The 23,155-nt window shown below is 69.4% G+C and carries 20 protein-coding genes; 9 read left to right on the top strand and 11 right to left on the bottom strand.

Going from position 1 to position 23,155, the window contains the following annotated elements:
* Positions 1 to 21: 21 nt before the first annotated feature.
* Complete coding sequence (locus tag ACWPN5_RS01560; RefSeq protein ID WP_492293864.1) at positions 22 to 3,390, top strand: PAS-domain containing protein; 3,369 nt, start codon at positions 22 to 24, stop codon at positions 3,388 to 3,390.
* Between the two features lie 7 nt (positions 3,391 to 3,397).
* Here ACWPN5_RS01560 and ACWPN5_RS01555 read toward each other — a convergent pair whose 3' ends face one another.
* Together ACWPN5_RS01555 and ACWPN5_RS01550 are read right to left on the bottom strand one after the other, a co-directional pair.
* Positions 3,398 to 3,607: a cold-shock protein gene (locus ACWPN5_RS01555; RefSeq protein WP_014238764.1), complete on the bottom strand. Its 210-nt coding sequence runs from the start codon at positions 3,605 to 3,607 to the stop codon at positions 3,398 to 3,400.
* Positions 3,608 to 3,991: 384 nt separating this feature from the next.
* Positions 3,992 to 5,425: a sigma-54-dependent transcriptional regulator gene (locus ACWPN5_RS01550; RefSeq protein WP_492293862.1), complete on the bottom strand. Its 1,434-nt coding sequence runs from the start codon at positions 5,423 to 5,425 to the stop codon at positions 3,992 to 3,994.
* A 281-nt stretch (positions 5,426 to 5,706) separates the two neighbouring features.
* Here ACWPN5_RS01550 and coaBC point away from each other — a divergent pair, with 281 nt between their 5' ends.
* From coaBC to ACWPN5_RS01510, 8 genes are all read left to right on the top strand, one after another.
* Positions 5,707 to 6,969, top strand: a complete 1,263-nt coding sequence (coaBC, locus tag ACWPN5_RS01545) for a bifunctional phosphopantothenoylcysteine decarboxylase/phosphopantothenate--cysteine ligase CoaBC (protein WP_492293860.1) — start codon at positions 5,707 to 5,709, stop codon at positions 6,967 to 6,969.
* Positions 6,966 to 7,460, top strand: a complete 495-nt coding sequence (gene dut, locus ACWPN5_RS01540) for a dUTP diphosphatase (RefSeq protein WP_145683069.1) — start codon at positions 6,966 to 6,968, stop codon at positions 7,458 to 7,460. Before coaBC ends, dut begins: the two co-directional genes overlap by 4 nt.
* On the top strand, positions 7,460 to 7,915 hold the full coding sequence (locus ACWPN5_RS01535) for an RrF2 family transcriptional regulator (protein ID WP_014238770.1): 456 nt from the start codon (positions 7,460 to 7,462) through the stop codon (positions 7,913 to 7,915). The genes dut and ACWPN5_RS01535 overlap by 1 nt, the downstream gene beginning before the upstream one ends.
* Before the next feature lie 75 nt (positions 7,916 to 7,990).
* Positions 7,991 to 8,950: a cysteine synthase A gene (gene cysK, locus ACWPN5_RS01530; RefSeq protein WP_145683066.1), complete on the top strand. Its 960-nt coding sequence runs from the start codon at positions 7,991 to 7,993 to the stop codon at positions 8,948 to 8,950.
* Between the two features lie 308 nt (positions 8,951 to 9,258).
* Positions 9,259 to 10,068, top strand: coding sequence for a hypothetical protein (locus tag ACWPN5_RS01525; protein WP_492293857.1), 810 nt, complete (start codon positions 9,259 to 9,261; stop codon positions 10,066 to 10,068).
* A gap of 74 nt (positions 10,069 to 10,142) precedes the next feature.
* Positions 10,143 to 10,931 (top strand): HesA/MoeB/ThiF family protein, encoded by a 789-nt coding sequence (locus ACWPN5_RS01520; RefSeq protein WP_145683061.1) that lies wholly within the window; start codon positions 10,143 to 10,145, stop codon positions 10,929 to 10,931.
* Between the two features lie 23 nt (positions 10,932 to 10,954).
* Positions 10,955 to 11,392, top strand: coding sequence for a DsrE family protein (locus ACWPN5_RS01515; RefSeq protein WP_145683058.1), 438 nt, complete (start codon positions 10,955 to 10,957; stop codon positions 11,390 to 11,392).
* Positions 11,393 to 11,397: 5 nt separating this feature from the next.
* Positions 11,398 to 11,670: a hypothetical protein gene (locus ACWPN5_RS01510; RefSeq protein WP_145683055.1), complete on the top strand. Its 273-nt coding sequence runs from the start codon at positions 11,398 to 11,400 to the stop codon at positions 11,668 to 11,670.
* 154 nt (positions 11,671 to 11,824) lie between these two features.
* Here the strand turns inward: ACWPN5_RS01510 and phoB are convergent, their stop codons facing one another.
* From phoB to ACWPN5_RS01465, 9 genes are all read right to left on the bottom strand, one after another.
* The gene (gene phoB, locus ACWPN5_RS01505) at positions 11,825 to 12,529 is read right to left on the bottom strand and encodes a phosphate regulon transcriptional regulator PhoB (RefSeq protein WP_014238776.1); all 705 of its coding nucleotides are present in this window, start codon (positions 12,527 to 12,529) and stop codon (positions 11,825 to 11,827) included.
* Positions 12,530 to 12,560: 31 nt separating this feature from the next.
* Entirely contained in the window at positions 12,561 to 13,349 is a 789-nt protein-coding gene (gene phoU / locus ACWPN5_RS01500; protein WP_145683052.1) for a phosphate signaling complex protein PhoU, read from the bottom strand.
* A 72-nt stretch (positions 13,350 to 13,421) separates the two neighbouring features.
* Positions 13,422 to 14,207, bottom strand: coding sequence for a phosphate ABC transporter ATP-binding protein PstB (gene pstB / locus ACWPN5_RS01495; RefSeq protein WP_186466067.1), 786 nt, complete (start codon positions 14,205 to 14,207; stop codon positions 13,422 to 13,424).
* A gap of 37 nt (positions 14,208 to 14,244) precedes the next feature.
* Positions 14,245 to 15,543 (bottom strand): phosphate ABC transporter permease PstA, encoded by a 1,299-nt coding sequence (gene pstA / locus ACWPN5_RS01490; RefSeq protein WP_211101651.1) that lies wholly within the window; start codon positions 15,541 to 15,543, stop codon positions 14,245 to 14,247.
* Positions 15,536 to 16,918, bottom strand: coding sequence for a phosphate ABC transporter permease subunit PstC (gene pstC, locus ACWPN5_RS01485; protein WP_145675866.1), 1,383 nt, complete (start codon positions 16,916 to 16,918; stop codon positions 15,536 to 15,538). Before pstC ends, pstA begins: the two co-directional genes overlap by 8 nt.
* A gap of 92 nt (positions 16,919 to 17,010) precedes the next feature.
* The gene (locus ACWPN5_RS01480; RefSeq protein WP_200477879.1) at positions 17,011 to 18,054 is read right to left on the bottom strand and encodes a PstS family phosphate ABC transporter substrate-binding protein; all 1,044 of its coding nucleotides are present in this window, start codon (positions 18,052 to 18,054) and stop codon (positions 17,011 to 17,013) included.
* Between the two features lie 191 nt (positions 18,055 to 18,245).
* Positions 18,246 to 19,751 carry an ATP-binding protein gene (locus ACWPN5_RS01475; RefSeq protein ID WP_492293852.1) on the bottom strand — a complete coding sequence of 502 codons (1,506 nt, stop codon included), beginning with the start codon at positions 19,749 to 19,751 and terminating at the stop codon, positions 18,246 to 18,248.
* Between the two features lie 153 nt (positions 19,752 to 19,904).
* Positions 19,905 to 22,175, bottom strand: a complete 2,271-nt coding sequence (locus ACWPN5_RS01470; protein ID WP_492293850.1) for an NADP-dependent malic enzyme — start codon at positions 22,173 to 22,175, stop codon at positions 19,905 to 19,907.
* Positions 22,176 to 22,394: 219 nt separating this feature from the next.
* Positions 22,395 to 23,057, bottom strand: a complete 663-nt coding sequence (locus ACWPN5_RS01465; RefSeq protein WP_247873943.1) for a Crp/Fnr family transcriptional regulator — start codon at positions 23,055 to 23,057, stop codon at positions 22,395 to 22,397.
* Positions 23,058 to 23,155 lie beyond the last annotated feature (98 nt).

Here is a 23,155-nt window from a genome sequence, read left to right as displayed (position 1 = left end):
TCGTCCCATGCGGAGCGCCGAATGTCGTTCCTCCACCGCCGGCTGCGCCGTTGGAGCTGGCTCACCCTGGTCGCGCTCCTCCTTCTGATGGCGAGCGCGCTGCACACGCTGCAGCATCTTCTGGAACATGGGACGGACGAGCTGATCTGGCCCTTTTTCGGGATCGGGCTGGCCGGCGCGGTGATGGCCCTGGCGGTGCTGCGCGAGCGGGAGGCCACCCGGCGCGCCGAGGCGGAGGCCCGCGCCGCCGACGGCCGGGCGGCCGACGCCCACCGCCGCCTGTCCGAAGCCATCGAGGTCGTCAACGAGGGCTTCGCCCTGTTCGACGCCGACGACCGGCTGGTCCAGTGCAACGCCCGTTTCCGCGAAATCTACGCCCTGCTGGGGCCTCTGGAGCCCGGCATTCCCTTCGAATCGCTGATTCGCCGCGCCGCCGCCACCGGCCATTACCCCGACTGCGCCCCCGGCGACATCGACCGCTGGGTCGAGCGGGAGATGGAGCGGCACCGCAACCCGCAGGGGCCGCAAGTGCTGCGGATCGGTGACGGGCGCTGGTTCAAGATCGAGGAGCGGCGGACCAGCGACGGCGGCTATGTCGGGCTGCGCACCGACATCAGCGAGCTGAAGCGGCGCGAGCAGGAGCTGGCCCACAAGTCCGACCTGCTGGAGGCCACCTTCAGCGCCATGTCCCAGGGCCTCGTGGTGTGGAGCGCGGACTATCATTTCCTGACCTGCAACCGGCGCCTGCGCGAGATGCTCGACCTGCCGGGCGACGCGCTCCATCCCGGCCACAGCATGGCCGGCTTCCTGCGCTTCATGGCCGAACGCGGCGAGTTCGGCCCCGGCGACACGGCGGACATCGTCGCCCGCCACCTGACCAACCTGCGCCCCGAGGGCGTCAGCCGCATCGAGCGCACGCGCCCCGACGGCCGGGTGCTGGAGATCACCGCCGGCTTCCTGCCCGACCGCTCGGTCCTGATGACCTACACCGACATCACCGACCACCGCCGGGTGGAGCGGGCGCTGCGCGAGAGCGAGGACCGCTTCCGCAAGCTGTCGGACGCCGCCATGGACGGCATCCTGGTGCACGAGCAGGGGGTGATCGCCGACGCCAACCGGGCCGCCGCCGCCATCCTGGGCTACGCGCCGGACGAGCTGACCGGGCAGTCGATCACCGCGCTGATGGCGCCGGAGGACCGCGACCTCACCTGGCAGCGCATCCGCGCCCGCGACGAGGCTCCCTTCGAGACCGTCTGCCTGCGCCGCAACGGCGAGCGCCTGACGGTGCAGGGCGAGACCCGCTACGTTCCCTACCGCGGGCGGACCATGGCGATGGTGTCCTTCCGCGACATCACCGCCCACCGCCGCACCGAGGCGCAGCTCCGCCTCGCCAAGGAGCAGGCCGAGCTGGCGAGCCGCGCCAAGTCGGAGTTCCTGCGCACCATCAGCCATGAGATCCGCACCCCGATGAACGGCGTCCTGGGCATGCTCGGCCTGCTGCTGGACGGCCCGCTGGGGGAGGAGCAGCGCGCCTACGCCCACACCGCCCGCGAGTCGGCGGAGGCGCTGCTGTCCATGCTGAACGACATCCTGGACATCTCCAAGATGGAGGCCGGGAAGCTGACCCTGGAGTCGGGGCGCTTCTCCCCCGCCGAAACGGTGGAGAGCGTGGCCGAGCTGCAGGCCGCCCGCGCCTTCGCCAAGGGGATCGAGCTGGCGGTCTGCATCCCCGGCGGCCTGCCGGCGACGCTGCGCGGCGACTCGGGGCGGGTGCGGCAGGTCCTGCTGAACCTCGTCGGCAACGCGGTGAAGTTCACCGACCAGGGCGGCGTCGCCGTCACCCTGTCGGAGTTGGACGGCGACGGCCAGGCGCCGCCGCGCCTGCGCTTCGAGGTGGCCGACACCGGCATCGGCATTCCGCAGGACGCGCAGGCCGAGCTGTTCACGGAGTTCTCCCAGGTCCATCCCCGCCTGTCGCGCCGCCACGACGGCGCCGGTCTGGGGCTGGCCATCTCCAAGCGGCTGGTCGAGATGATGGGGGGAAGCATCGGCTTCGACAGCGCCGCCGGCCAGGGCAGCCGCTTCTGGTTCACCCTGCCGCTGGAGCCGGGGACGGCGCGCGCCGGCGCGGAGCCGCCGTTGGCCGGGCAGACCGTCCTGCTTCTGGAATCCAATCCCGTCGCCCGGCGGGCGCTGGCTGAACAGATCCGTTCCTGGGGGGCAACGGTGAGCGCGCCGGACGTGATGGCGATGGTGGCCGGGCTGGACGCCGGCACCCTGCCCGCCGCCGGCATCGCGGTAATCGGCAGCGTGGAAACCCCGGTCGCCGGCTCGCTGACCGACCGGCTGCGCGCGCGGGGCGTGGGGCGGATCGTCCGGCTCGCCCTGCCGCACCGCAACCTGGGCGGCGACGGCAACGGCGCCGACGCCACAGTGACGAAGCCAGCCCGCCCATCCCGCCTGCTCGCCGCCGTCACCGGGCGGAGCGTGGCCGAGCCGCCGCCCGCCGCGGAGCCGCGCCCGCAGGGTCCGGCCGCCCCACCTTCCGCCGGCACGGGCCGACGGATTCTCCTGGTGGAGGACAGCCCGACCAACCAGATGGTCGCCGCCCTGCTGCTGCGCGGCGCCGGCCATCGGGTCGACATCGTCAGCAACGGGCGGGAGGCGCTGGAGGCGGTGCAGGCCGCGGCGTCCGGCCCGTCGCCCTACGGGCTGGTGCTGATGGACCTCGCCATGCCCGAGATGGACGGGCTGACCGCCACACGCCGTCTGCGCGGCCTGCCGCCGCCGGCCGGCAGCGTCCCCATCATCGCCATGACCGCCGACGCCATGGACAGCGACCGCGACCGCTGTCTGGCCGCCGGGATGAACGGGCATGTGGCCAAGCCCATCGACCGCCCGCATCTGCTGGAGACGGTGGCCCGCTGGCTGGACGCCGCCCCGCCGGACCCCGTTGCGCCCCCCGCGCCCGAGGAGGGCGCGGTCCCGACGGTGGAAGGGGCGCCCGACAGAGGCGTCCCGGGCCGAGGCGTCCTGGACATGGAGGTGCTGCAGCAGCTCGCCCAGGATCTCGACGCGGAGCTTCTGGCCGACGTCATCCGGCAGTTCGTGGAGGAGACGCTGGAGCGGGCCGAACGCATCGCCCGCGGCGGTGCCGCGGCGGCGGACGGGAACCCGGCCGATCTCGCCGGGCTGGCGAAGGAGGCCCACACGCTGAAGAGCACCGCGGGGACCTTCGGCGCCCGCGACCTGTCGGCGGCCGCCCGGGCGCTGGAGCTGGCCTGCCGGAGCAACGCGGTGGGTGAGGTGAGGTCGCTGTGCCGCGACATCCCCCGCCTCACCCGGGAAGCCGTGGAGGCCTACCGGCTCCGCGGCTACGTCACGTCATGACGCCGCTTCACTCCATGACGCTGATGTTGACCGCGGCGTCCTTGCCGTTGTTGCCGCGCGCGACCTCGAACTCGACGCGCTGGCCCTCGGACAGGGCGTGAAGACCCGACTTCTGCACGGCCGTGATGTGCACGAACACGTCCTTGGCGCCAGCCTCCGGCGCGATGAAGCCATATCCCTTGGTGGTGTTGAACCATTTGACGGTGCCGGTGGTCATAAGGCGAACTCCTGCTCCTCGGTCGGGACCCGCCGCCGGTCCGCGCCGCAGGGCGCAAGGGGCCGGCGAAGGACGATGGGCTGTGCGCGGCGGACATGCGTGGCGATCCGGTGAAGCGGTCCGGTGTGGCGCCGGGCGGAAGCGCAAGCAAAGCAACGCGAGGGGAGGCTAGCCGGATGGCACCGGAACCGGCAAGGCGGCTTCACGGCATATGCCCAATGTGGCCAGTTTGGTCATTTGGAAATAAGCCGATGGCGGCAGGTCCCGGCACGGCAAGACTTTCGATGGTCTTGCGTGAATTGAACGCACACGAAGCCTATGCTTCGTCTGGACCATCGGCGCGGAAACGAAACAGGGGTGCGGCGGTCCCGGAACGGCCGGGGGTCAGAGTTTCCCCTCGGCCTGCCAGGCAAGGCGCTTGCGGTAGATCGTCGAGGCGCTGATCTCCAGCAGGGCCGCGGCGCGCGGGATGTTGCCGTCGCAGGCGGCGATGGCCTCCTCGATGGCGTCGCGCTCCACCTCCCACAGCGGCTTCACCGTCTTGGGCGACGGCGCCTGGGCCGCGGAAGGGTGGGCATGGGCATGGCCGCCGCCATGACCGTTTCCGCCGTTGCCGGGGACCGGCGCGGCGGTCCCCGCCGGGGTGCCGAGCGGGGCCGGCAGCATGGCCGGCGTCACCGTGTCGCCGTCGTGCAGCACCACGATGTTGCGCACCACGTTCTGCACCTGCCGGACGTTGCCCGGCCAGTGGTAGGTGCGCAGCGCCTGCTCCGCCGCCGGGGAGAAGCGGACGAAGCCCTTGCCCTCCTCCCGGGTGTAGTCGGCCAGGAACTGGCGGCAGATCTCCAGCACGTCGTCCTCGCGCTCGCGCAGCGGCGGCAGGTGGATGGGGATGACGTGCAGCCGGTAATAGAGATCCTCGCGGAAGCGCCCCTCCTCGACCTCGCGCAGGGGGTCGCGGTTGGTCGCGCAGATGATGCGCAGGTCGACCTTCTCCAGCCGGCTGCCGCCGACCGGGGTGAAGGTGCCGGTCTGGATGAAGCGCAGCAGCTTGGTCTGCAGGTCGGGCGCCAGTTCGCAGATCTCGTCGAGGAACAGGGTGCCGCCGTTGGCCCGCGCCGCCGCCCCCTCGCGGTCGGCCACCGCCCCGGTGAAGGAGCCCTTCATGTGGCCGAAGATCTCGCTCTCCATCAGGTCTTTGGGGATGGCCCCGCAGTTGATGGCGATGAAGGGACGGTCGGCCCGTGGGCTCTGCCGGTGGATGGCCTCGGCGCAGACCTCCTTGCCGGTGCCCGACTCTCCGGTGATGAAGACCGTCGCGCGGGAGGAGGCGGCGCTGTCGATGATCCGGTAGACCGCCTGCATCGCCAGCGAGGAGCCGAGGAAGCCGTGGTAGCGGGTGCGCCCCAGGTCCTTCTCGAAGCTGTCGACGAGTTGGGCGAGGCGCAGCCGCTCCATGGCGTTGCGCACGGTGACGGTCAGCCGCTCCGCCGAGAAGGGCTTCACCAGGAAATCATAGGCGCCGTAGCGCATCGCCTCCACCGCCACCCCGACCGAGCCGTGGGCGGTGATGATGATGACCGCGCAAGGCAGCGCCTGGGCGCTGATCCGCTTCAGCACGTCCATCCCGTGCATGTCGGGAAGCTGGAGGTCCAGCAGCACGATCCGCGGCGCGCCGTCGGCCAGCTGCTCCAGCGCCGCCGCCCCCGTCTCCACCGTGGTGACGGAGGTGCAGTCCTTCTTCAGGAACTCCGCATAGACGCGGGCCAGTGACGGCGTGTCTTCGACGAGAAGGATCGGCGTTGAGCGGGCGGGCATGGACCGTTTGAATTCAAATGGAAAATGCGGAAAAAGACAGTCGGATTGCACTGGTTATCAGCAAATCCTTAAAAATGCACTCTACGCGATGACGGGCCGCGGGCGAAAGACCCGGAATGCGGTCGCGCAACGAAATATCCCATCCATGGTTTCACATTCCGGTCATGGATGTGCATTTCACACCGGATTCGCTGTGAGGATCAGCGAAGGACGCTTGTACCGGGCGCCGTGATGGAATATCTGAATTCTACAAAATCCATAGCAAGGAGCGGCGGACCCCCGTGGCCGAAACATCCGTGCTGTCCGGCAAGCGCATCCTGCTCGTCATCGCGGGCGGCATCGCGGCCTACAAGAGCCTGGAGCTGATCCGCCGCCTGAAGGAGCGGGGCGTGCGCGTGCGCGCGGTCCTGACCCGGGCCGGGGCGCAGTTCGTCACGCCCCTGTCCGTGCAGGCGCTGACCGAGGACACCGTCTACCAGGACCTGTGGTCCCTGACCGACGAATCTGAGATGGGGCACATCCAGCTGTCGCGCGACGCCGACCTGCTGGTCGTCGCCCCGGCCACCGCCAACCTGCTGGCCCGCATGGCCGCCGGCATGGCCGACGATCTGGCCGCCACCGTGCTGCTGGCCACCGACAAGCCGGTGCTCGTCGCCCCGGCGATGAACGTCCGCATGTGGGAGCATCCGGCGACCCGCGACAACCTCGCGCTTCTGGAAAAGCGCGGCGTGCGCCGGGTCGGCCCGAACAAGGGCGAGATGGCCTGCGGCGAGTACGGATTCGGGCGCATGGCCGAGCCGATGGAGATCGTCCAGGCCATCGCCACCCATTTCGAGGAGCTGGACGCGCCCAAGCCGCTGGCCGGCAAGCGCGCGCTGGTCACCAGCGGTCCGACCGTCGAACCCATCGACCCGGTGCGCTACATCGCCAACCGCTCCTCCGGCAAGCAGGGCCACGCCATCGCCGAGGCGCTGCGCCGGCTGGGGGCGGATGTGACGCTGGTCACCGGCCCGACCCGCCTGCCCGACCCGCCCGGCTGCACCGTGCGCCCCATCGAGACCGCGCGGGAGATGCTGGCGGCCTGCGAGTCGGCCCTGCCCGCGGACATCGCGGTCTGCGCCGCCGCCGTCGCCGACTGGCGCGTGGCCGGCGAGTCGGACCGCAAGCTGAAGAAGGACGGCGGCGGCCCGCCGAGCCTGACCCTGACCGAGAACCCCGACATCCTGGCGACCCTGTCCCAGGCCGGACCGCGCCGCCCGGCGCTGGTCGTCGGCTTCGCCGCGGAGACCGGCAACGTGGTGGACTACGCGACCGCCAAGCGCGCCCGCAAGGGCTGCGACTGGATCGTCGCCAACGACGTGTCGCCGGGCACCACCACCTTCGGCGGGGCCGACAACACCGTCCACCTGATCCGCGCCGACGGTGCCGAGGACTGGCCCACCATGGGCAAGGACGCCGTGGCCGCCCGCCTGGCCGAGGCCATCGCCCGGCATTTCAACCCGCCCCCCACCCCCGACACCACCCCCCAGGAGACCATTCCGTGAGCGCAACGGCATCCGCCATTCCCGTTCCCATCGTCCGGCTCGCCCACGCCGCGGGGCTGGACCTGCCGGCCTACGCGACGGAACACGCGGCGGGCATGGACCTGCTGGCCGCGCTGGCGGAGCCGGTCGTCCTGGAGCCGGGCCGCCGCGCGCTGATTCCCACGGGCGTCGCCTTCGCCCTGCCCGACGGCTACGAGGCGCAGGTGCGGCCGCGCTCCGGCCTGGCGCTGAAGCACGGGGTCACGGTGCTGAATAGCCCGGGCACCATCGACGCCGATTACCGCGGCGAGGTCGGGGTGATCCTGATCAACCACGGCGACCAGCCCTTCACGGTGGAGCGCGGGCAGCGCATCGCCCAGCTGGTGATCGCCCGCTACGAGCGCGCCGCCTGGGCCGAGTCGGCGGCGTTGCCCGACAGCGCCCGCGGCACCGGGGGCTTCGGCTCCACCGGCCAGTTCACCCCGCCCGCCCCCGCGCAGGAGAAGCACTGATGCTCCGCATCTCCAAGAAGCTGATGTTCGCGATCGAGGCGGTTCTGGACATCGCCTACAACGCCGGCACCGAACCCGTGCAGTCCGGCGAGATCACCCGCCGGCAGGGCATTCCCAAGCGCTATCTGGAGCAGGTGCTCCAGCAGCTTGTCCGCGACGGCGTCCTGGCCGGCGTGCGCGGGCCGCGCGGCGGCTACCGGCTGGCCCGCGAGCGCCGGCGGATCACGCTGGGCGAGATCGTGAAGGTGGTCCGCTCCATGGAGACCGCGACCGACCCCATCGAGGAGCCGGCGGGCTCCATCCTGGGGCACAAGGTGGTGCGTCCGCTGTGGAACGAGCTTCAGGAGGAATGCATGAAGAAGCTCGACGACATCACCATCGAGGATCTCTGCCTGCGCGCCCGCACCGCCGGCGTCGAGAGCGAGACCGAAGACCGCATCGATTTTACGATTTGATCCCACACGGAAAACGGTTAAATTCTACGCATGATGTAGAAAGTGGGAAAATACCACACACCGGAGGAGTGAAAAATGCCGGGTTCCGAGTTTCGCGGTAAGATCTACGACAGCATTCTCGACACCGTCGGCGCCACGCCGCTGGTGCGCGTCAACCGGCTGGCCGAGGACGCCGGGGCCAAGGCCCAGATCGTCGGCAAGCTGGAGTTCTTCAACCCGCTGGCCAGCGTGAAGGACCGCATCGGCTTCGCCATGATCGACGCCGCGGAGCGCGCCGGCACCATCGAGCCGGGCCGCACCACCCTGGTCGAGCCGACGTCCGGCAACACCGGCATCGCGCTGGCCTTCGTCGCCGCCGCCAAGGGCTACCGGCTGATCCTGACCATGCCGGAAAGCATGTCGGTCGAGCGCCGCAAGATGCTGAAGCTGCTGGGCGCCGAGCTGGTGCTGACGCCGGCGGCGGAGGGCATGAAGGGCGCCATCCGCCGGGCCGACGAGATCGTCGCCACCGATCCGAACGCCTACATGCTCCAGCAGTTCAAGAACGGCGCCAACCCGGAGATCCACCGCAACACCACGGCGGAGGAGATCTGGAAGGACACCGACGGCAAGGCCGACTTCCTGATTTCCGGCGTCGGCACCGGCGGCACGCTGACCGGCGTGTCGGAGGTCCTGAAGGCCCGCAAGCCGGGCTTCCGCACCATCGCGGTGGAGCCGGAGGACAGCCCCGTCCTGTCCGGCGGCATGCCCGGCCCGCACAAGATCCAGGGCATCGGCGCCGGTTTCGTGCCGGACGTCCTGAAGAAGGACCTGATCGACGAGGTCGTGCGCATCTCCAACCAGCGCGCCTTCGAGACGGCCCGCAAGGTGGCGAAGCTGGAAGGCATCCCGGTCGGCATCTCCTCGGGCGCGGCGCTGGCCGCGGCGCTGGAGATCGGCTCCCGTCCGGAGAACGAGGGCAAGCTGATCGTCGTGATCCTGCCGTCCTTCGCCGAGCGCTACCTCTCCACCGCCCTGTTCGAAGGGCTGGAGTAAACCGTTGCCCCCTGCCGCGCCCGCCCATGGGCGTGGCAGGGGACTTTCGGCCGGCCGCCCCGCGCAACCGGGCGGCGAATATTGCATCGTCGCGCATCCTGCTGTAGAGTGGGATGCGTCCGGTCTTTGTGCCCGCCCCTGGAATCGGGCGGCGGTTTGACAGAAAGATTGGATTTTAGTAATCTAGCCTGTCGGTGCCGGGTGTTTCAGCCGGCGCGGCTCCGCCGTTCCGGGCGGCGGTCCGGCTTGCGGCACGACCGCCCGACGATGCGGAGCTGACGGCACAGGACCAGCGGGGGGAGGCCACCATGGGCGTCGCGATTCCGAATGCCTCGACGATGAACTGGTTCCAGTTCCGCGGCATCACCAACGAATTGGACTCCAACCTCGCATCCACCGACTACCGCCAGTTCACGGTGTCGAAGACCGGCGAATTCAATTTCAAGATCGCCGACATCAACACCAACATCAAGATCGTCGACCAGAACAACAAGGTCGTCGCCGAGGCGAAGGCGAAGAACGAGGCGGCGGAAACCAGCGCCAAGCTCGGCCCCGGCACCTACACCGCGGTGATCTCCCAGGCCGTCCGCGGGGTGAACGAGCGCGAATACACGCTCGACATCACCGAGCGCCAGAACATCATGATGGTGGCGAACGGCGCCCAGATGAAGGGCATCGCCCGCGCCGTCGTCGGCAACGACAGCGGCGTCCAGAAGCACACGCTGACCGTCGCCCAGGGCGGCGAGTTCGTCGGCAACATGTCCCTGCCCTACACGCGCTGGGCCCTCATGAGCAAGGAGGGCAAGGTCGTGGCCTCCGGCGACACGATGGACCCGACGAAATCGGGCGAGGACATGCTGAAGAAGCCCAGCTTCAAGATCGACCCCGGCCAGTACGAGCTGGTGATCGTCCCGCCGAAGAACGTGATCGGCGAAATCCCCTATCAGCTGAACTTCATCCAGAAGGTCGCCAAAACGCCTGAGTCGACCGAGGAACGCCCGTTCGACAAGATCATGCGGGAGCGCGAGGCGCGGCTGAAGCAGTGGGCGGCGGAGGACGCGAGCAAGTCGTCCAGCACGTCGAAGACCACTCCCTACAAGATGAGCCTGCTCGCCTGACGCCGCCGCCCGCGGCAAGGCCCTGAGCAAGGGGACTTGCGCGGCACGGGGCGTTCCGCGCTATTCTGCGGATCATGGATTTCACCGACACCCAGCTTCACCGTTATTCCCGCCACATCATCCTGCCGGAGGTCGGCGGCGTCGGGCAGGAGGCGCTGCTGCGCGCCCGCGTCCTGGTCGTCGGGGCCGGCGGGCTGGGCGCGCCGCTGCTGCTCTACCTCGCCGCGGCGGGGGTCGGCACCATCGGCGTCATCGACGACGACACGGTGGACCTGTCCAACCTGCAACGGCAGGTCATCCACGACGAATCGTCGCTCGGCGTTCCAAAGGTGGAGAGCGCCGCCGCCCGCATCCGCGCGCTGAACCCCGACGTGGCGGTGGAGGTGCACAAGACGCGCCTGACGAAGGACAACGCGCTGGATCTGATCGGGCGCTACGACATCGTGGCCGACGGCTCGGACAATTTCGCCACGCGCTTCCTGCTCAACGACGCCTGCTACTTCGCGGGCAGGACGCTGGTGTCGGCGGCGATCCTGCGCTTCGACGGGCAGGTCTCCACCTTCAAGGCGCATCTCGGCGACCCGCACCCCTGCTACCGCTGCCTGTTCCCAGAACCGCCGCCGCGCGGTCTGGTGCCGTCCTGCTCCGAGGGCGGCGTGCTGGGGGCGCTGGCCGGCTTCGTCGGTTCGCTCCAGACGACCGAGGTGCTGAAGGAGATCATGGGCATCGGCGAGGGCCTGTCGGGCAGCCTGATGATGCTGGACACGCTGCACGCCTCGTTCCAGCGCATCACCGTGCGCCGCGACCCGGACTGCCCCCTGTGCGGCGCCCACCCGACCATCCACGACCTGTCCGCCCACTGAGCGGCGGCTGAGAGGCTCCCCCCATGGAAGGTCCTGAAAACCTGTCCATCGTCCTGTTCGCGGGCGGCTTCGACCGGGTGCACTACGCCCTGGTGATGGCCAGCGCGGCGGCGGCGACCAACCGCAAGGTCACGCTGTTCTTCACCGGCCGCGCCCTGAACACGCTGCTGGCCGGGGACGCCGACGGCGCACCGGGCTGGCACCGGCTGGACCCCGCCGACGACGGCAGCCGCCCGGCGGAGCGCGACGCCGCCTTCACCGCCAACGGGCTGGCCGGCTTCGAGGAGTTGCTGGAGGCCTGCGTGATGCTCAAGGTCACGGTCATGGCCTGCGAGATGGGGTTGCGCGCGCTCGGCCTGCCTGTTGGCGCGCCGCTGCGCCCCGACGTGCCGGTGACGACCGGCGGCGTCGTCACCTTCCTGAACGACGCGCCGAAGACCGGCGCGATCCTCTTTGTGTGAGCGCAATGACCGACGACCACAGCCCGGTGGATAATGGTTTGGTGATCGAGCACGCGAACCGCTTCGAGGCGATCGCCGCGGAGGGGTTCGAGGGCCACCCCTACCGGGACGCGCTGGCCCATCAGGCGCAGCATGTGACGGCGCACCCCGACCTCGCCCCGCGGGTGGCGCATGCCCTGCGCATGATGATCGGCTTCATCGAGGACAGCGACCCGGCGAAGCGCTTCGGCCCGAAGGTGGCGATCCTGCGCGAGGCTGTGGAGCTGTTGGAGGGGTAGCTTTCGCAACGCACACTTGGCCCCCACCCTTCCCACGGCTTCGCCGCGGGCCCCTTCCCTCCCCCGCTTCGCAGGAGAGGGAAAATCAGTCCACTCCCCTGCGTCAGCGAGGGAGGGTTCGGGTGGGGGCGAGGTCAGCGCTTGGGCATTTCGCTCAGATGGACTTGCTGTCCAGCGCGTAGCCGGCCGAGCGGACGGTGCGGATCAGGTCCATCTCCGTCTCCTCGTTCATCGCCTTGCGCAGGCGGCGGATGTGCACGTCCACGGTGCGCGGCTCGACATAGACGTCGTGGCCCCACACCACGTCGAGAAGCTGCTCGCGCGAGAAGACGCGGCCGGGGTGCTGCATGAAATGCCGCAGCAGGCGGAATTCGGTCGGCCCCAGATGCACGTCGCGCCCGTTCCGGCGCACCCGGTGGGCGGCCAGATCCATGGTGACGTCGGCGAACTGCAGCGTCTCGTCGGTCATGCCGGGGGCCGAGCGGCGCAGCACGGCGCGCATGCGGGCGACCAGCTCGGTCGGGGAGAAGGGCTTGGTGATGTAGTCGTCGGCGCCGGAGTTCAGGCCGCGCACGCGGTCCGCCTCCTCGCCGCGGGCGGTCAGCATGATGATCGGGATGTCGCGCATCTTGCTGTTGCGGCGCATCTGGCGGCAGACCTCCAGCCCCGACATCAGCGGCAGCATCCAGTCGAGCAGGACGATGTTCGGCGTCTGCTCGCCGGCCAGCAGAAGGGCTTCCTCGCCGTCGGTGGCGGCGTTCACGCGGAAGCCTTCCTTCTCCAGATTGTACTTCAGCAGCGTCACGATGTCGGCTTCGTCCTCGACGATGAGAACGAGCGGCTTCAGCGCCGAATTCATGCTTGTCCCGCTCCCACTGCGCGTCTCGCCGTCACGCGGCATGTCCCGCTCCATCGTTATCCGGGCCGCCGTCCCGCGGCAATCCCCGTTCCGCCGACTCAGTGGAGAGCCCCTCCGGCTCGACCACGGCAAAGCTGCTGCCGTCGCTCTTCGGGCGCGCAGCGCGCAGCGGCGTGCCGACCACCAGGTAATGGATGGTCTCGGCGATGTTGGTGGCGTGGTCGCCGATCCGCTCCAGGTTCTTCGCCATGAAGAGCAGATGCGTGCAGGGCGTGATGTTGCGCGGGTCCTCCATCATGTAGGTCAGGACCTCGCGGAACAGGCTGGTGTAGAGGTCGTCCAGCTCCTCGTCGCGTTCCCAGGCGGCGATGGCGCGCTGAACGTCGCGCTCGATGTAGGCGTCCAGCACGTCCTTCATGATCGACTCGACCAGCCGCCCCATGCGCGGGATGGCCACCGCCGGGCGCACCACCGGCACCTGGGCCAGCGCCAGCGAGCGCTTGGCGATGTTGGAGGCGTAGTCGCCGATCCGCTCCAGGTCCGACGCGATCTTCAGCGCCGACACGATCTCGCGCAGATCCTGGGCCAGCGGCTGGCGCAGGGCGAGCAGGCGCACGGCCTCGGCGTCGATGTCGCGCTCGTAGGCGTCGATGCGCTGGTCGGCCTGCATGACCTGGGCGGCCAGCGCGACGTCGCGGCGGGCCACTGCCTTCACGGCGGCGTCCACCTGCGCTTCGGCGACGCCGCCCATCTGGGTGATCAGGTTGGACAGGCGCTCAAGTTCGTGCGCGAAGGAACGCACGATGTGTTCGTTGCTCATGCTTCACGTCCTTCGCTGAGGAGGAGTCGCGGCGGTGCCCGGAATCAGAGGCCGGGAATCAGAGGCCGGGGATCAGCCGTAGCGGCCGGTGATGTAGCCCTGGGTGCGCTCGTCCCGCGGGTTGGTGAAGATTTCCTCGGTGTCGTCGCACTCCACCATGTCGCCCAGATGGAAGAAGGCGGTCTTCTGGGAGACGCGGGCCGCCTGCTGCATGTTGTGGGTGACGATGACGATCGTGTAGTTCTCGCGCAGTTCGTCGATCAGCTCCTCGATGTGGGCGGTCGCGATGGGGTCGAGCGCCGAGCAGGGCTCGTCCATCAGGATCACCTCGGGGCTGACGGCGATGGCGCGGGCGATGCACAGGCGCTGCTGCTGGCCGCCGGACAGGCCGGTGCCCGGCTCGCGCAGGCGATCCTTCACCTCGTTCCACAAGCCGGCGCGCTTCAGCGAGGTCTGGACGATCTCGTCCATCTCGTCGCGGTGGCTGGCGATGCCGTGGATGCGCGGGCCGTAGGCGATGTTGTCGTAGATCGACTTCGGGAAGGGGTTCGGCTTCTGGAAGACCATGCCGACGCGGGCGCGGAGCTGCACGGCGTCGATGTTCTTGCCGTAGACGTCCTCGCCGTCGAGCGCGATCAGCCCCTCGACGCGGCAGTTCTCGATGGTGTCGTTCATGCGGTTCAGGCAGCGCAGGAACGTCGACTTGCCGCAACCGGACGGGCCGATCAGGGCCATCACGCGGTTTTCCTGGATCTCCAGGTTGATGCCCTTGAGCGCCTGTTTGGCCCCGTAGAACACCTTGACGTCGCGGGCGACCATCTTGGTGCCGTGGATGCCGGCGGCGGGACGCGAAGGCATGGCCGTGGCCGGGATGTGGGTCTGGACGCTCATGGGGTTACCAACGCCTCTCGAATTTCTTGCGCAGGAAGACGGCCAGGCCGTTCATCAGGATGAGGAAGGCGAGCAGGATCATGATCGCCGCCGAGGTGCGCTCCGTGAAGGCCCGCTCGGGGCTGTCCGCCCACATGTAGATCTGCACCGGGATGGCCGTGGCGCTGTCGGTCAGGCCGCCCGGGATGTCCACGATGAAGGCCACCATGCCGATCATCAGCAGCGGCGCCGTCTCGCCCAGCGCGCGGGCCATGCCGATGATGGTGCCGGTCAGGATGCCCGGCAGGGCCAGCGGCAGGACGTGGTGCGTCACCGTCTGCAGCGGCGAGGCGCCGACGCCCAGCGCCGCTTCGCGGATCGACGGCGGCACCGCCTTCAGGGCGACGCGCGAGGCGATGATGATGACCGGCAGGGTCATCAGCGCCATCACCAAGCCGCCGACCAGAGGGGCGGAGCGCGGCAGACCGAAGAAACCGAGGAACACCGCCAGACCCAGCAGGCCGAAGATGATCGACGGCACCGCGGCGAGGTTGTTGATGTTCACCTCGATCAGGTCGGTCCAGCGGTTCTTCGGCGCAAACTCCTCGAGGTAGACCGCGGCGGCGATGCCGATCGGCACCGACAGCAGCATGGTCACCACCAGCGTCAGGGCGGAGCCGACGACGGCCCCCAGGATGCCCGCCTGTTCCGGCTCGCGGCTGTCGCCGGCGGTGAACAGGGTGGTGTTGAAGGTGCTGCGGATGGAGCCGTTGGCGACCAGCGCGTCGATGGCGGCGATCTTGACGTCGTTCAGCCGGCGCTCGCTCTCCGGCACGTCGCGCCGGATGAAGCCCTTCATGAACTGGTCGATCTCGTCGTCGGCGCGGACCCAGACCGTCTGCGTGGTGCCGACGAGGGACGGGTTGGCGTTGACCTTCGCCTCCAGCTCGTACGGCGCGCCGGAGGACAGCAGGTCGTTCAGCGAGCGGCGGGTGGCGCGGTCAGTGGCGGTTGGGACCTGGGCGTAGAGCGCCTGCCGGAGAAGGGCGGTGTAGTTCCGCTCCTCCACCTGCTGCTTGTCCAGCGTCACCTCCAGCCGGATCTGCGCCTGCCAGAAGGCGGTGTAGCCCTTGCTGATGATCGAGCCGAGCAGAACCACCAGCATCAGCGAGGCGATCCCGACGGCGACCATCCCGGCGATCCGGAACCGGCGCTCCGCGGCGTAGCGGCGGCGCAGCCGGGCGGAGAACTCCTCGCTCTGGTAGCGCGACTTGGTGACGGCGACCGACATGGCCCGCGTATCCTGTTCCACGAGGTCAGTCATATTTCTCTCGATACTTCTGGACCACCCGGAGGGCGACCATGTTGAGGGTCAGGGTGACGACGAACAGGACGAGGCCGAGCCCAAAGGCCGACAGCGTCTTGGGACTGTCAAACTCCTGGTCGCCGACCAGCAGCGTGGCGATCTGCGTCGTCACCGTGGTCACCGCGTCCAGCGGGTTGGCGGTCAGGTTGGCGGTGAGGCCGGCGGCCATGGTGACGATCATCGTCTCGCCGATGGCGCGGCTGACCGCCAGCATGATGGCGGCGACGATGCCCGGCAGGGCGGCGGGCAGCACGACCAGCCGGATCGTCTCCGACTTGGTGGCGCCCAGCCCGTAGGAACCGTCGCGCAAGCTCTGCGGCACCGCGTTGATGACGTCGTCCGACAGCGAGCTGACGAAGGGGATAATCATCACGCCCATCACGAAGCCGGCGGCCAGCGCCGATTCCGAGCTGACGCTCAGCCCCAGGCTGTTGCCCACGTCGCGGACGAAGGGCGCCATGGTCAGGGCGGCGAAGAAGCCGTAGACCACGGTCGGGATGCCGGCCAGCACCTCCAGGATCGGCTTCAGCCAGGTGCGCAGGCCCGGGCTGGCGTATTCCGACATGAAGATGGCCGCCATCAGCCCGACCGGAACCGCCACCGCCATGGCGATGCCGGTGATCAGCAGCGTGCCGGCGAACAGCGGGATCGCGCCGAAGGAGCCGCTGGAGCCCACCTGGTCGGCGCGCATGGCCATCTGCGGGCTCCAGTGCGTGCCGAACAGGAACTCCAGCGGGTTGACCACCGCGAAGAAGCGGATCGCCTCGAACAGGAGCGACAGCACGATGCCGATGGTGGTCAGGATGGCGACCAGCGAGCAGATGACCAGCGCGATGTTGACCGTGCGCTCCACCCGGTTGCGGGCGCGCAGGTCGGGGTCGATGCGGCGGCGGGCGTAGAGCAGGCCGCCGATGGCGACGCAGCAGCCGATGACCAGCAGGCTCCAGTCGCCGAGCGCGTGCAGCCGCACGTAGCGTTCCGCCGCGGCAACCACCTCCGGATCGGGCTCGCGGCCGGTGGTGACGCCGTGGGCGAGGTTCAGGATGTCGGCGCGCAGCAGGCCGAGCGACTGGGCGTCGCCGTTGACCAGCCGGTCCGGCAGGCCGGACAGGACCATCTGCATGACCAGCCAGCCTTCCGACGCCCCCCAGAAGGCGAAGAGCAGCAGGGCCGGAAGCCCCGCCCAGAGGGCGACGTAGAAGCCGTGGTAGGACGGCACCGAATGAAGCTCGACGATGCGGCCGCCGACGGAGGCGACGGCACGCGACCGGCCCATCTGGTAACCGATCACTGTGAGCAGGGCCAGAACGATGAGCAGTACCGTGAGCTGCATGCGAAACCGCCGGAAATGGGCTGAAAACGGGCTCCTGGCACAAACGGGAAACCGGCGGCCCTCCGAGGAGAGCCGCCGGTTCCGTCAGCCGGTCAGAGCTGGAGCGGGGTCAGGTTGGTCGCCGAGGTGCGCGCGGCGTCGCGTTCCGCCTTCGGCATGGAGATCAGGCCCTTGTCGCCCAGGTAGCCATCCTCTCCCATCGCGCGCTCCGAGGTGTACTCGGCGATGAACTCGCGGATGCCCGGGATGACGCCGGCGTGGGCGTTCTTGATGTAGATGAACAGCGGGCGCGACAGCTCGTACTTGCCGGCCTGGACCGCTTCCGGCGACAGCTCGACGCCGTCCATCTTGGCGGTCTGCAGCTTGTCGCGGTTCTGGTCGTAGAAGCTGTAGCCGAACACGCCGAAGGCGTCCGGGTTGGCGGTCAGCTTCTGGACGATCAGGTTGTCGTTCTCGCCGGCCTCGACGTAGCCGCCGTCCTCGCGGATGGTCATGCAGGCCTTTTCGCGGGCCTTCTCGTCGGCGACGATCGTCTTGACCTCGGCGACCTTCTTGCAGCCTTCGAGCATCACCAGCTCGTTGAAGGTGTCACGGGTGCCGGACGTCGGGGGCGGGCCGAGGACCTCGATCTCCTTGTTCGGGAGCTTCGGGTCGATGTCCGACCACTTCTTGTAGGGGTTGGCGACCATCTTGCCGTCGACCGGGACTTCCTTGGCCAGCGCCTTCCACAGGATCTGGGTGGTCAGATCGGTGTGCGGGGCCTGCTTGGAATAGGCGAGCGCGATCCCGTCGAAGCCGACCTTCAGCTCGGTGATCTGGGCGACGCCGTTGGCGGCGCACTGCTCGACCTCGGACTTCTTGATGCGGCGCGAGGCGTTCGCCACGTCCGGGTGCTGCGGGCCGACGCCCGCGCAGAACAGCTTCAGGCCGCCACCGGTGCCGGTCGACTCGACGACCGGGGTCTTGAACTTGCCGCCCTTGCCGAAGGCCTCGGCAACCGCCGTGGTGAACGGGAACACGGTCGAGGAGCCGACGGCGCGGATCTGGTCGCGCGACTGGGCGTTCGCAGCACCCGCGAAGGCGGCGGTCATGGCGACGACCGCGGCGGCGGTGACGGCGAGCTTCTTGGAATTCACGGTATCCCTCCGATGGTCCGGTTGCCCCTTTTCCGGGGAACGCGATGGTTCAACCCCGTGCCGCTTCCCCCAGGGGCGGGCGGCTTGCGGGGCGGACACTAGTCGGGGTCCGCGACGCGCTGATTACGGTTTTATGACAGTTTCATGACGACGCCCACTTTCGGTCACGCCGGACGGGGTAGACGCAACCTTCAGGCTTGGCGCCGCGCGGGCTCCGCGGCGCGGCCCTCTCCCGACTCCTCAGACGCGGCGGGGAGATAGACCGTGAAGGTGCTGCCCACCCCGACCGCGCTTTCGATGGTCAGGCGGCCGCGGTGGCGGTTCACGATGTGCTTGACGATGGCCAGCCCCAGCCCGGTGCCGCCCATCGCCCGCGAGCGCGCGGCGTCGACGCGGTAGAAGCGTTCGGTCAGCCGCGGCAGATGGGTGCGGGCGATGCCCTCCCCCTGGTCGCGCACGGCGACGGCGACCATTGGCATCCCCCGCCCGCCGCGTCCCGCCGGACCGGACACCCCGACCGCCATGCCGTCGGCGAGCGACACGGCGACGGTCACGTCGGTGTTCTCGCGGGTGTATTTGATCGCGTTGCTGACGAGGTTCTGGAAGACCTGGGTGAGCTGGTCCTCGTCGCCGACCACCGCGGGCAGGTTCTCCGGCGCCTCCAGCGTCAGGCGGATGCGCCGGCTGGCCGCCTTCAGCTCCAGCGCCGCCATCACCCCGTCCAGCCGGTCCAGCATGTCGACCGTGCCGGCGGGCGGCATGTGCTCGTCCAGCTCGATCCGCGACAGCGACAGCAGGTCGTTGACGAGGCGGGCCATGCGGCTGGCCTGGTCCTGCATGATCGACAGGAAACGCTCGTGCGCCTCCAGATCCTCGCGGGCGGGGCCGCGCAGCGTCTCGATGAAGCCGAGCAGCGAGGACAGCGGGGTGCGCAGCTCGTGGCTGGCGTTGGCGATGAAGTCGGCGCGCATCTGCTCCGACCGGCGCAGCGCGGTGATGTCGTGCAGCGTCAGGATGACCATCCGCCCCGGCACGGTCCCGGCGGGCGCCCCGTCCTCGCCGGGGACCGGGCGGGGAACGCGGCGCTGGAAGGGCTTGACCCGCACCTCGAACATGCGCTCCACCGGCACCGGCAGACTGAATTCCAGGATGCGCGAGGCGCCGCCCTTCAGCACGGCGTCCACCGCCTCCAGAACCGCCGGGTTGCGCAGCGAGGCGGCGAGGTCGCGGTCGAGGATGCGGTCGCCGAACAGGGCGCGCGCCGCCTGGTTGGCCCGGGCCACCTGCCGCTCCGCCCCGACCAGCACCAGCGGGTCGTGCAGCGCCTCGATGATCGACTCGTTGGCTTCGAGCTGGGCCAGCGCCAGTTCGGTGCGGGCGTTCATCACCCGGTGCAGCCGCACCGCCGCCGCCGCCGCCGCCCGCACCGGGCGGGAGGCGGTGACGGGCAGGGACGGCACCGGCTCCGTCGGACCGGCGGCGAGCCGGGCCGCGTGGGCGGCCACCGTCCGCAGGTCGCGGAAATAGAGCTGGATCATCAGCGCCACCCCGCCGATCCCGGCCAGCCCGCCCAGCATCGCCACCAGTGGCCCGATCGTCCCCTGCCGCCACAGCCCCCACAGGGCCGGCAGCAGCGGCGCCAGCACCAGCGCGGCGGCGAAGATCAACCGGAGAGGCGGCATCGGCTTGGGAGTCATGGACGGCGCTTTCCGTGCGTCATGCGGACGGTCTTGGAGACGGAACTCCGCTTTTACACCATCCCGCAAGCCGGCGAGCGGGCGTCACAAAAGATTAACGCGCGGACCGGGGAAAATGCCCGACCCGCGCGTCGTTCGAAGAGCCCCCTTCGCTCACCAGGGCAGCGAGTCGTGGGCCGCCAGCGCCGCCGCGGTGACCAGATCGCTGACCGAGGCGCCCATGGTGACGATCTGCGCCGGCTTGTCCAAGCCGATCAGCAGCGGGCCGATCATCTGCCCGCCGGCCATCTTCTGGAGCATCTTGGCCGTGATGTTGGCCGAATGCAGGCCGGGCATGATCAGCACGTTGGCCGGACCGGACAGGCGGCAGAAGGGGTAGACCCGCTTCATCAGCTGATGGTCCAGCGCGACGTCCGCCGACATCTCCCCGTCATACTCGAAATCGACGCGGCGGCTGTCGAGGATGGCGATGGCCTCGCGCAGCGGGTCGGCGTGGGGGTGCGGGTGCTGGCCGAAGTTGGAAAAGGAGAGCAGCGCCACCCGCGGCTCGTGCCCCATCTGGCGCGCCTTGGCCGCCGCGCCGATGGCGATGTCGGCCAGCGTCCGGCCGTCGGGGCGGACATGCACCGTGGTGTCGGCGATGAAGACCGTGCGGTTGCGCGTCAGGAAGACGTGCAGGCCGAAGACCGGCTCGTTCGCCTTGGCATCGATGACCCGGCGGACCTCCTCGAAGGCGACGCCGAAGCTGCGGGTCAGGCCGGTGACCATGGCGTGGGCGTCGCCCTGCGCCACCATCAGCGCGGCGAAGACGTTGCGGTCCTGGTTGACCATGCGCTGGCAGTCGCGCAGCAGGGCCCCCCGGCGCTGCATCCGGCGGTACAGATAGTCGCTGTAGCGGCGGTTGGCGTCGGAGATGCGGGCGTTGTGGATCTCCAGCGAGACGGCCGACTGGCCCATCGCCGCCAGCTGCTCCTTGATGACCGCCTCGCGCCCGATCAGCACCGGCGTGCCGAAGCCGGCGGCGCGGTAGGCGAGCGCGGCGCGGATCGTCCGCTCCTCCTCGCCCTCGGCGAAGACGACGCGGCGCGGGTTGGCCCGCAGCTTCTCCAGGATGAGCTGGAGGCTGTCCGCCGTCGGGTCGAGCCGGGTGCGCAGCGCGTTCCGGTAGCCCGCCAGATCGACGATGGGCTTGCGCGCCACGCCGGTCTCCATGGCGGCCTGGGCCACCGCGGCGGGGACCGTCACGATCAGCCGCGGGTCGAAGGGCACCGGGATGATGTATTCCGGCCCGTAGCGCAGACGGCGGCCCGCATAGGCGGCGTCCACCTCGTCCGGCACGTCCTCGCGGGCCAGGGCGGCCAGCGCCTTGGCGGCGGCGACCTTCATCGCCTCGTTGATGGTGGTCGCCCGCACGTCGAGCGCGCCGCGGAACAGGTAGGGGAAGCCCAGGACGTTGTTGACCTGGTTCGGGTAGTCGGAGCGGCCGGTCGCCACGATGGCGTCGGAGCGGACGGCCTTCACCTCCTCCGGGGTGATCTCCGGATCGGGGTTGGCCAGCGCGAAGATGATCGGCTTGTCCGCCATCGACCTGACCATCTCCGGCGTCATCGCGCCCTTGGCCGACAGCCCGACGAAGACGTCGGACCCGGCGACCGCCTCCTGGAGCGTGCGCTTGTCGGTCTCCACCGCGAAGGACGACTTCCACTGGTTCATGCCGTCGGTGCGGCCGCGGTAGACCACGCCCTTGGTGTCGCACAGGATGATGTTCTCGCGCGGCACGCCCATGGTCGTGAACAGCTCGGCGCAGGCGATGCCCGCCGCGCCGGCGCCGTTGACCACCATCGTCACGTCCTTGAGGGCCCGCCCGGTGATGTCGCAGGCGTTGATCAGGCCGGCGGCGGCGATGATGGCGGTGCCGTGCTGGTCGTCGTGGAAGACGGGAATGTCCAGCAGCTCGCGCAGGCGCTCCTCGATGATGAAGCAGTCCGGCGCCTTGATGTCCTCCAGGTTGATGCCGCCGAAGCTCGGCCCGAGGAAGCGGACGCAGTTGACGAACTCGTCGACGCTCTTGGTGTCGACCTCCAGGTCGATGCCGTCCACGTCGGCGAAGCGCTTGAAGAGCACCGCCTTGCCCTCCATCACCGGCTTGGAGGCGAGCGCGCCGAGGTCGCCCAGGCCCAGCACCGCCGTGCCGTTGGAGATGACGGCGACGATGTTGCCCTTGGCCGTGTAGTCGTAGGCCGTGCTGGGGTCCTCGGCGATGCGCAGGCAGGGAACGGCCACGCCCGGCGAATAGGCCAGCGACAGGTCGCGCTGGGTCGTCAGCGGCTTGGTGGGCGCGATCTCCAGCTTGCCCGGACGCCCGGAGGAGTGCAGCAGAAGGGCTTCTTCGTCGGTGACGCGCTTTGTATCGGGTTCGGTCATCGGGGTTCGGTTCCTGAGCGTGGGCTGTTGCAGCCGTTCTTCTTTGGGCCGGCCGTCGTTGTTTGTTCTCGGTTCCGGCCGGTCGGGCGGCGGATGTTAGCCCGCGCGGGCGCGTCCCGCCAGAGCGGGATCGCACGAAAGATGCGAATTTTTCCTGGAATACGACATATCAGATCACGAACGATGATCGAAGCGATCATTCCGTATCCGAAAGGAAGCTCAGCAGCCCTCAGCCATGTCGTAGATGGCGTCCATGTCGCTGATCAGAACTTTGTTGCCTTCCTGCAGCGAGATCACGCCGGCGGTCTTCAGCTGGGTGAAGGTGCGGCTGACCGTCTCGGTGGTCAGGCCCAGGTAATCGGCGATGTCGGCCCGGCTCATCGGCACGTAGACGGGGTTTTCCTTGTGCCCGCGCCGGGCGGCGCGCTGGGACAGCATCAGCAGGAAGGAGCAGATCTTCTCCTTCGCCGTCTTGCGGCCGAGCAGGAGCATCTGGTCCTGCGCCGCCGCCAGCTCGTTCGAGGCCATGGAGAAGAGACGGCGCTGCATCTTCGGAAACTCGTCCATCAGCGCGTCGATCTTCTTGCGCGGGAAGCGGCAGAGCGTCGCCGCCGTGACCGTTTCCGCGGTGTAGGCGTAGCTGTCGTTGACGGCCAGCCCCAGGAAGTCGCCGGTGACGAGGAAGCCGGTGATCTGGCGGCGCCCGTCCGGCAGCAGCTTGTAAAGCTTCACGGTGCCGGCGGTGACGTTGTAGAGCGCGTCGGCCGCGTCGCCTTCGCTGAACAGGGTCTGTCCGGCTTCGACGCGGGAGGTCTGGAGGATGTCGGCGAGACGGCGCAGTTCCTCGGGATCCAGAGCGGCGCAGACGGTCAGACTGCGCACGGGACAGGCCCCACAGGGATTCATCTCACTCGCCGCGCCCTTTTCGCGGGCGCGTCCCATGTCAAAGGGTGGCATGGCATGACCCAACCCTTAGCCGT

It is taken from the genome of Azospirillum sp. UENF 211521 (genome assembly GCF_058780535.1).
Note: the sequence above shows the minus strand (reverse complement) of the source record. Positions and strands in the feature narration are given on the sequence as shown.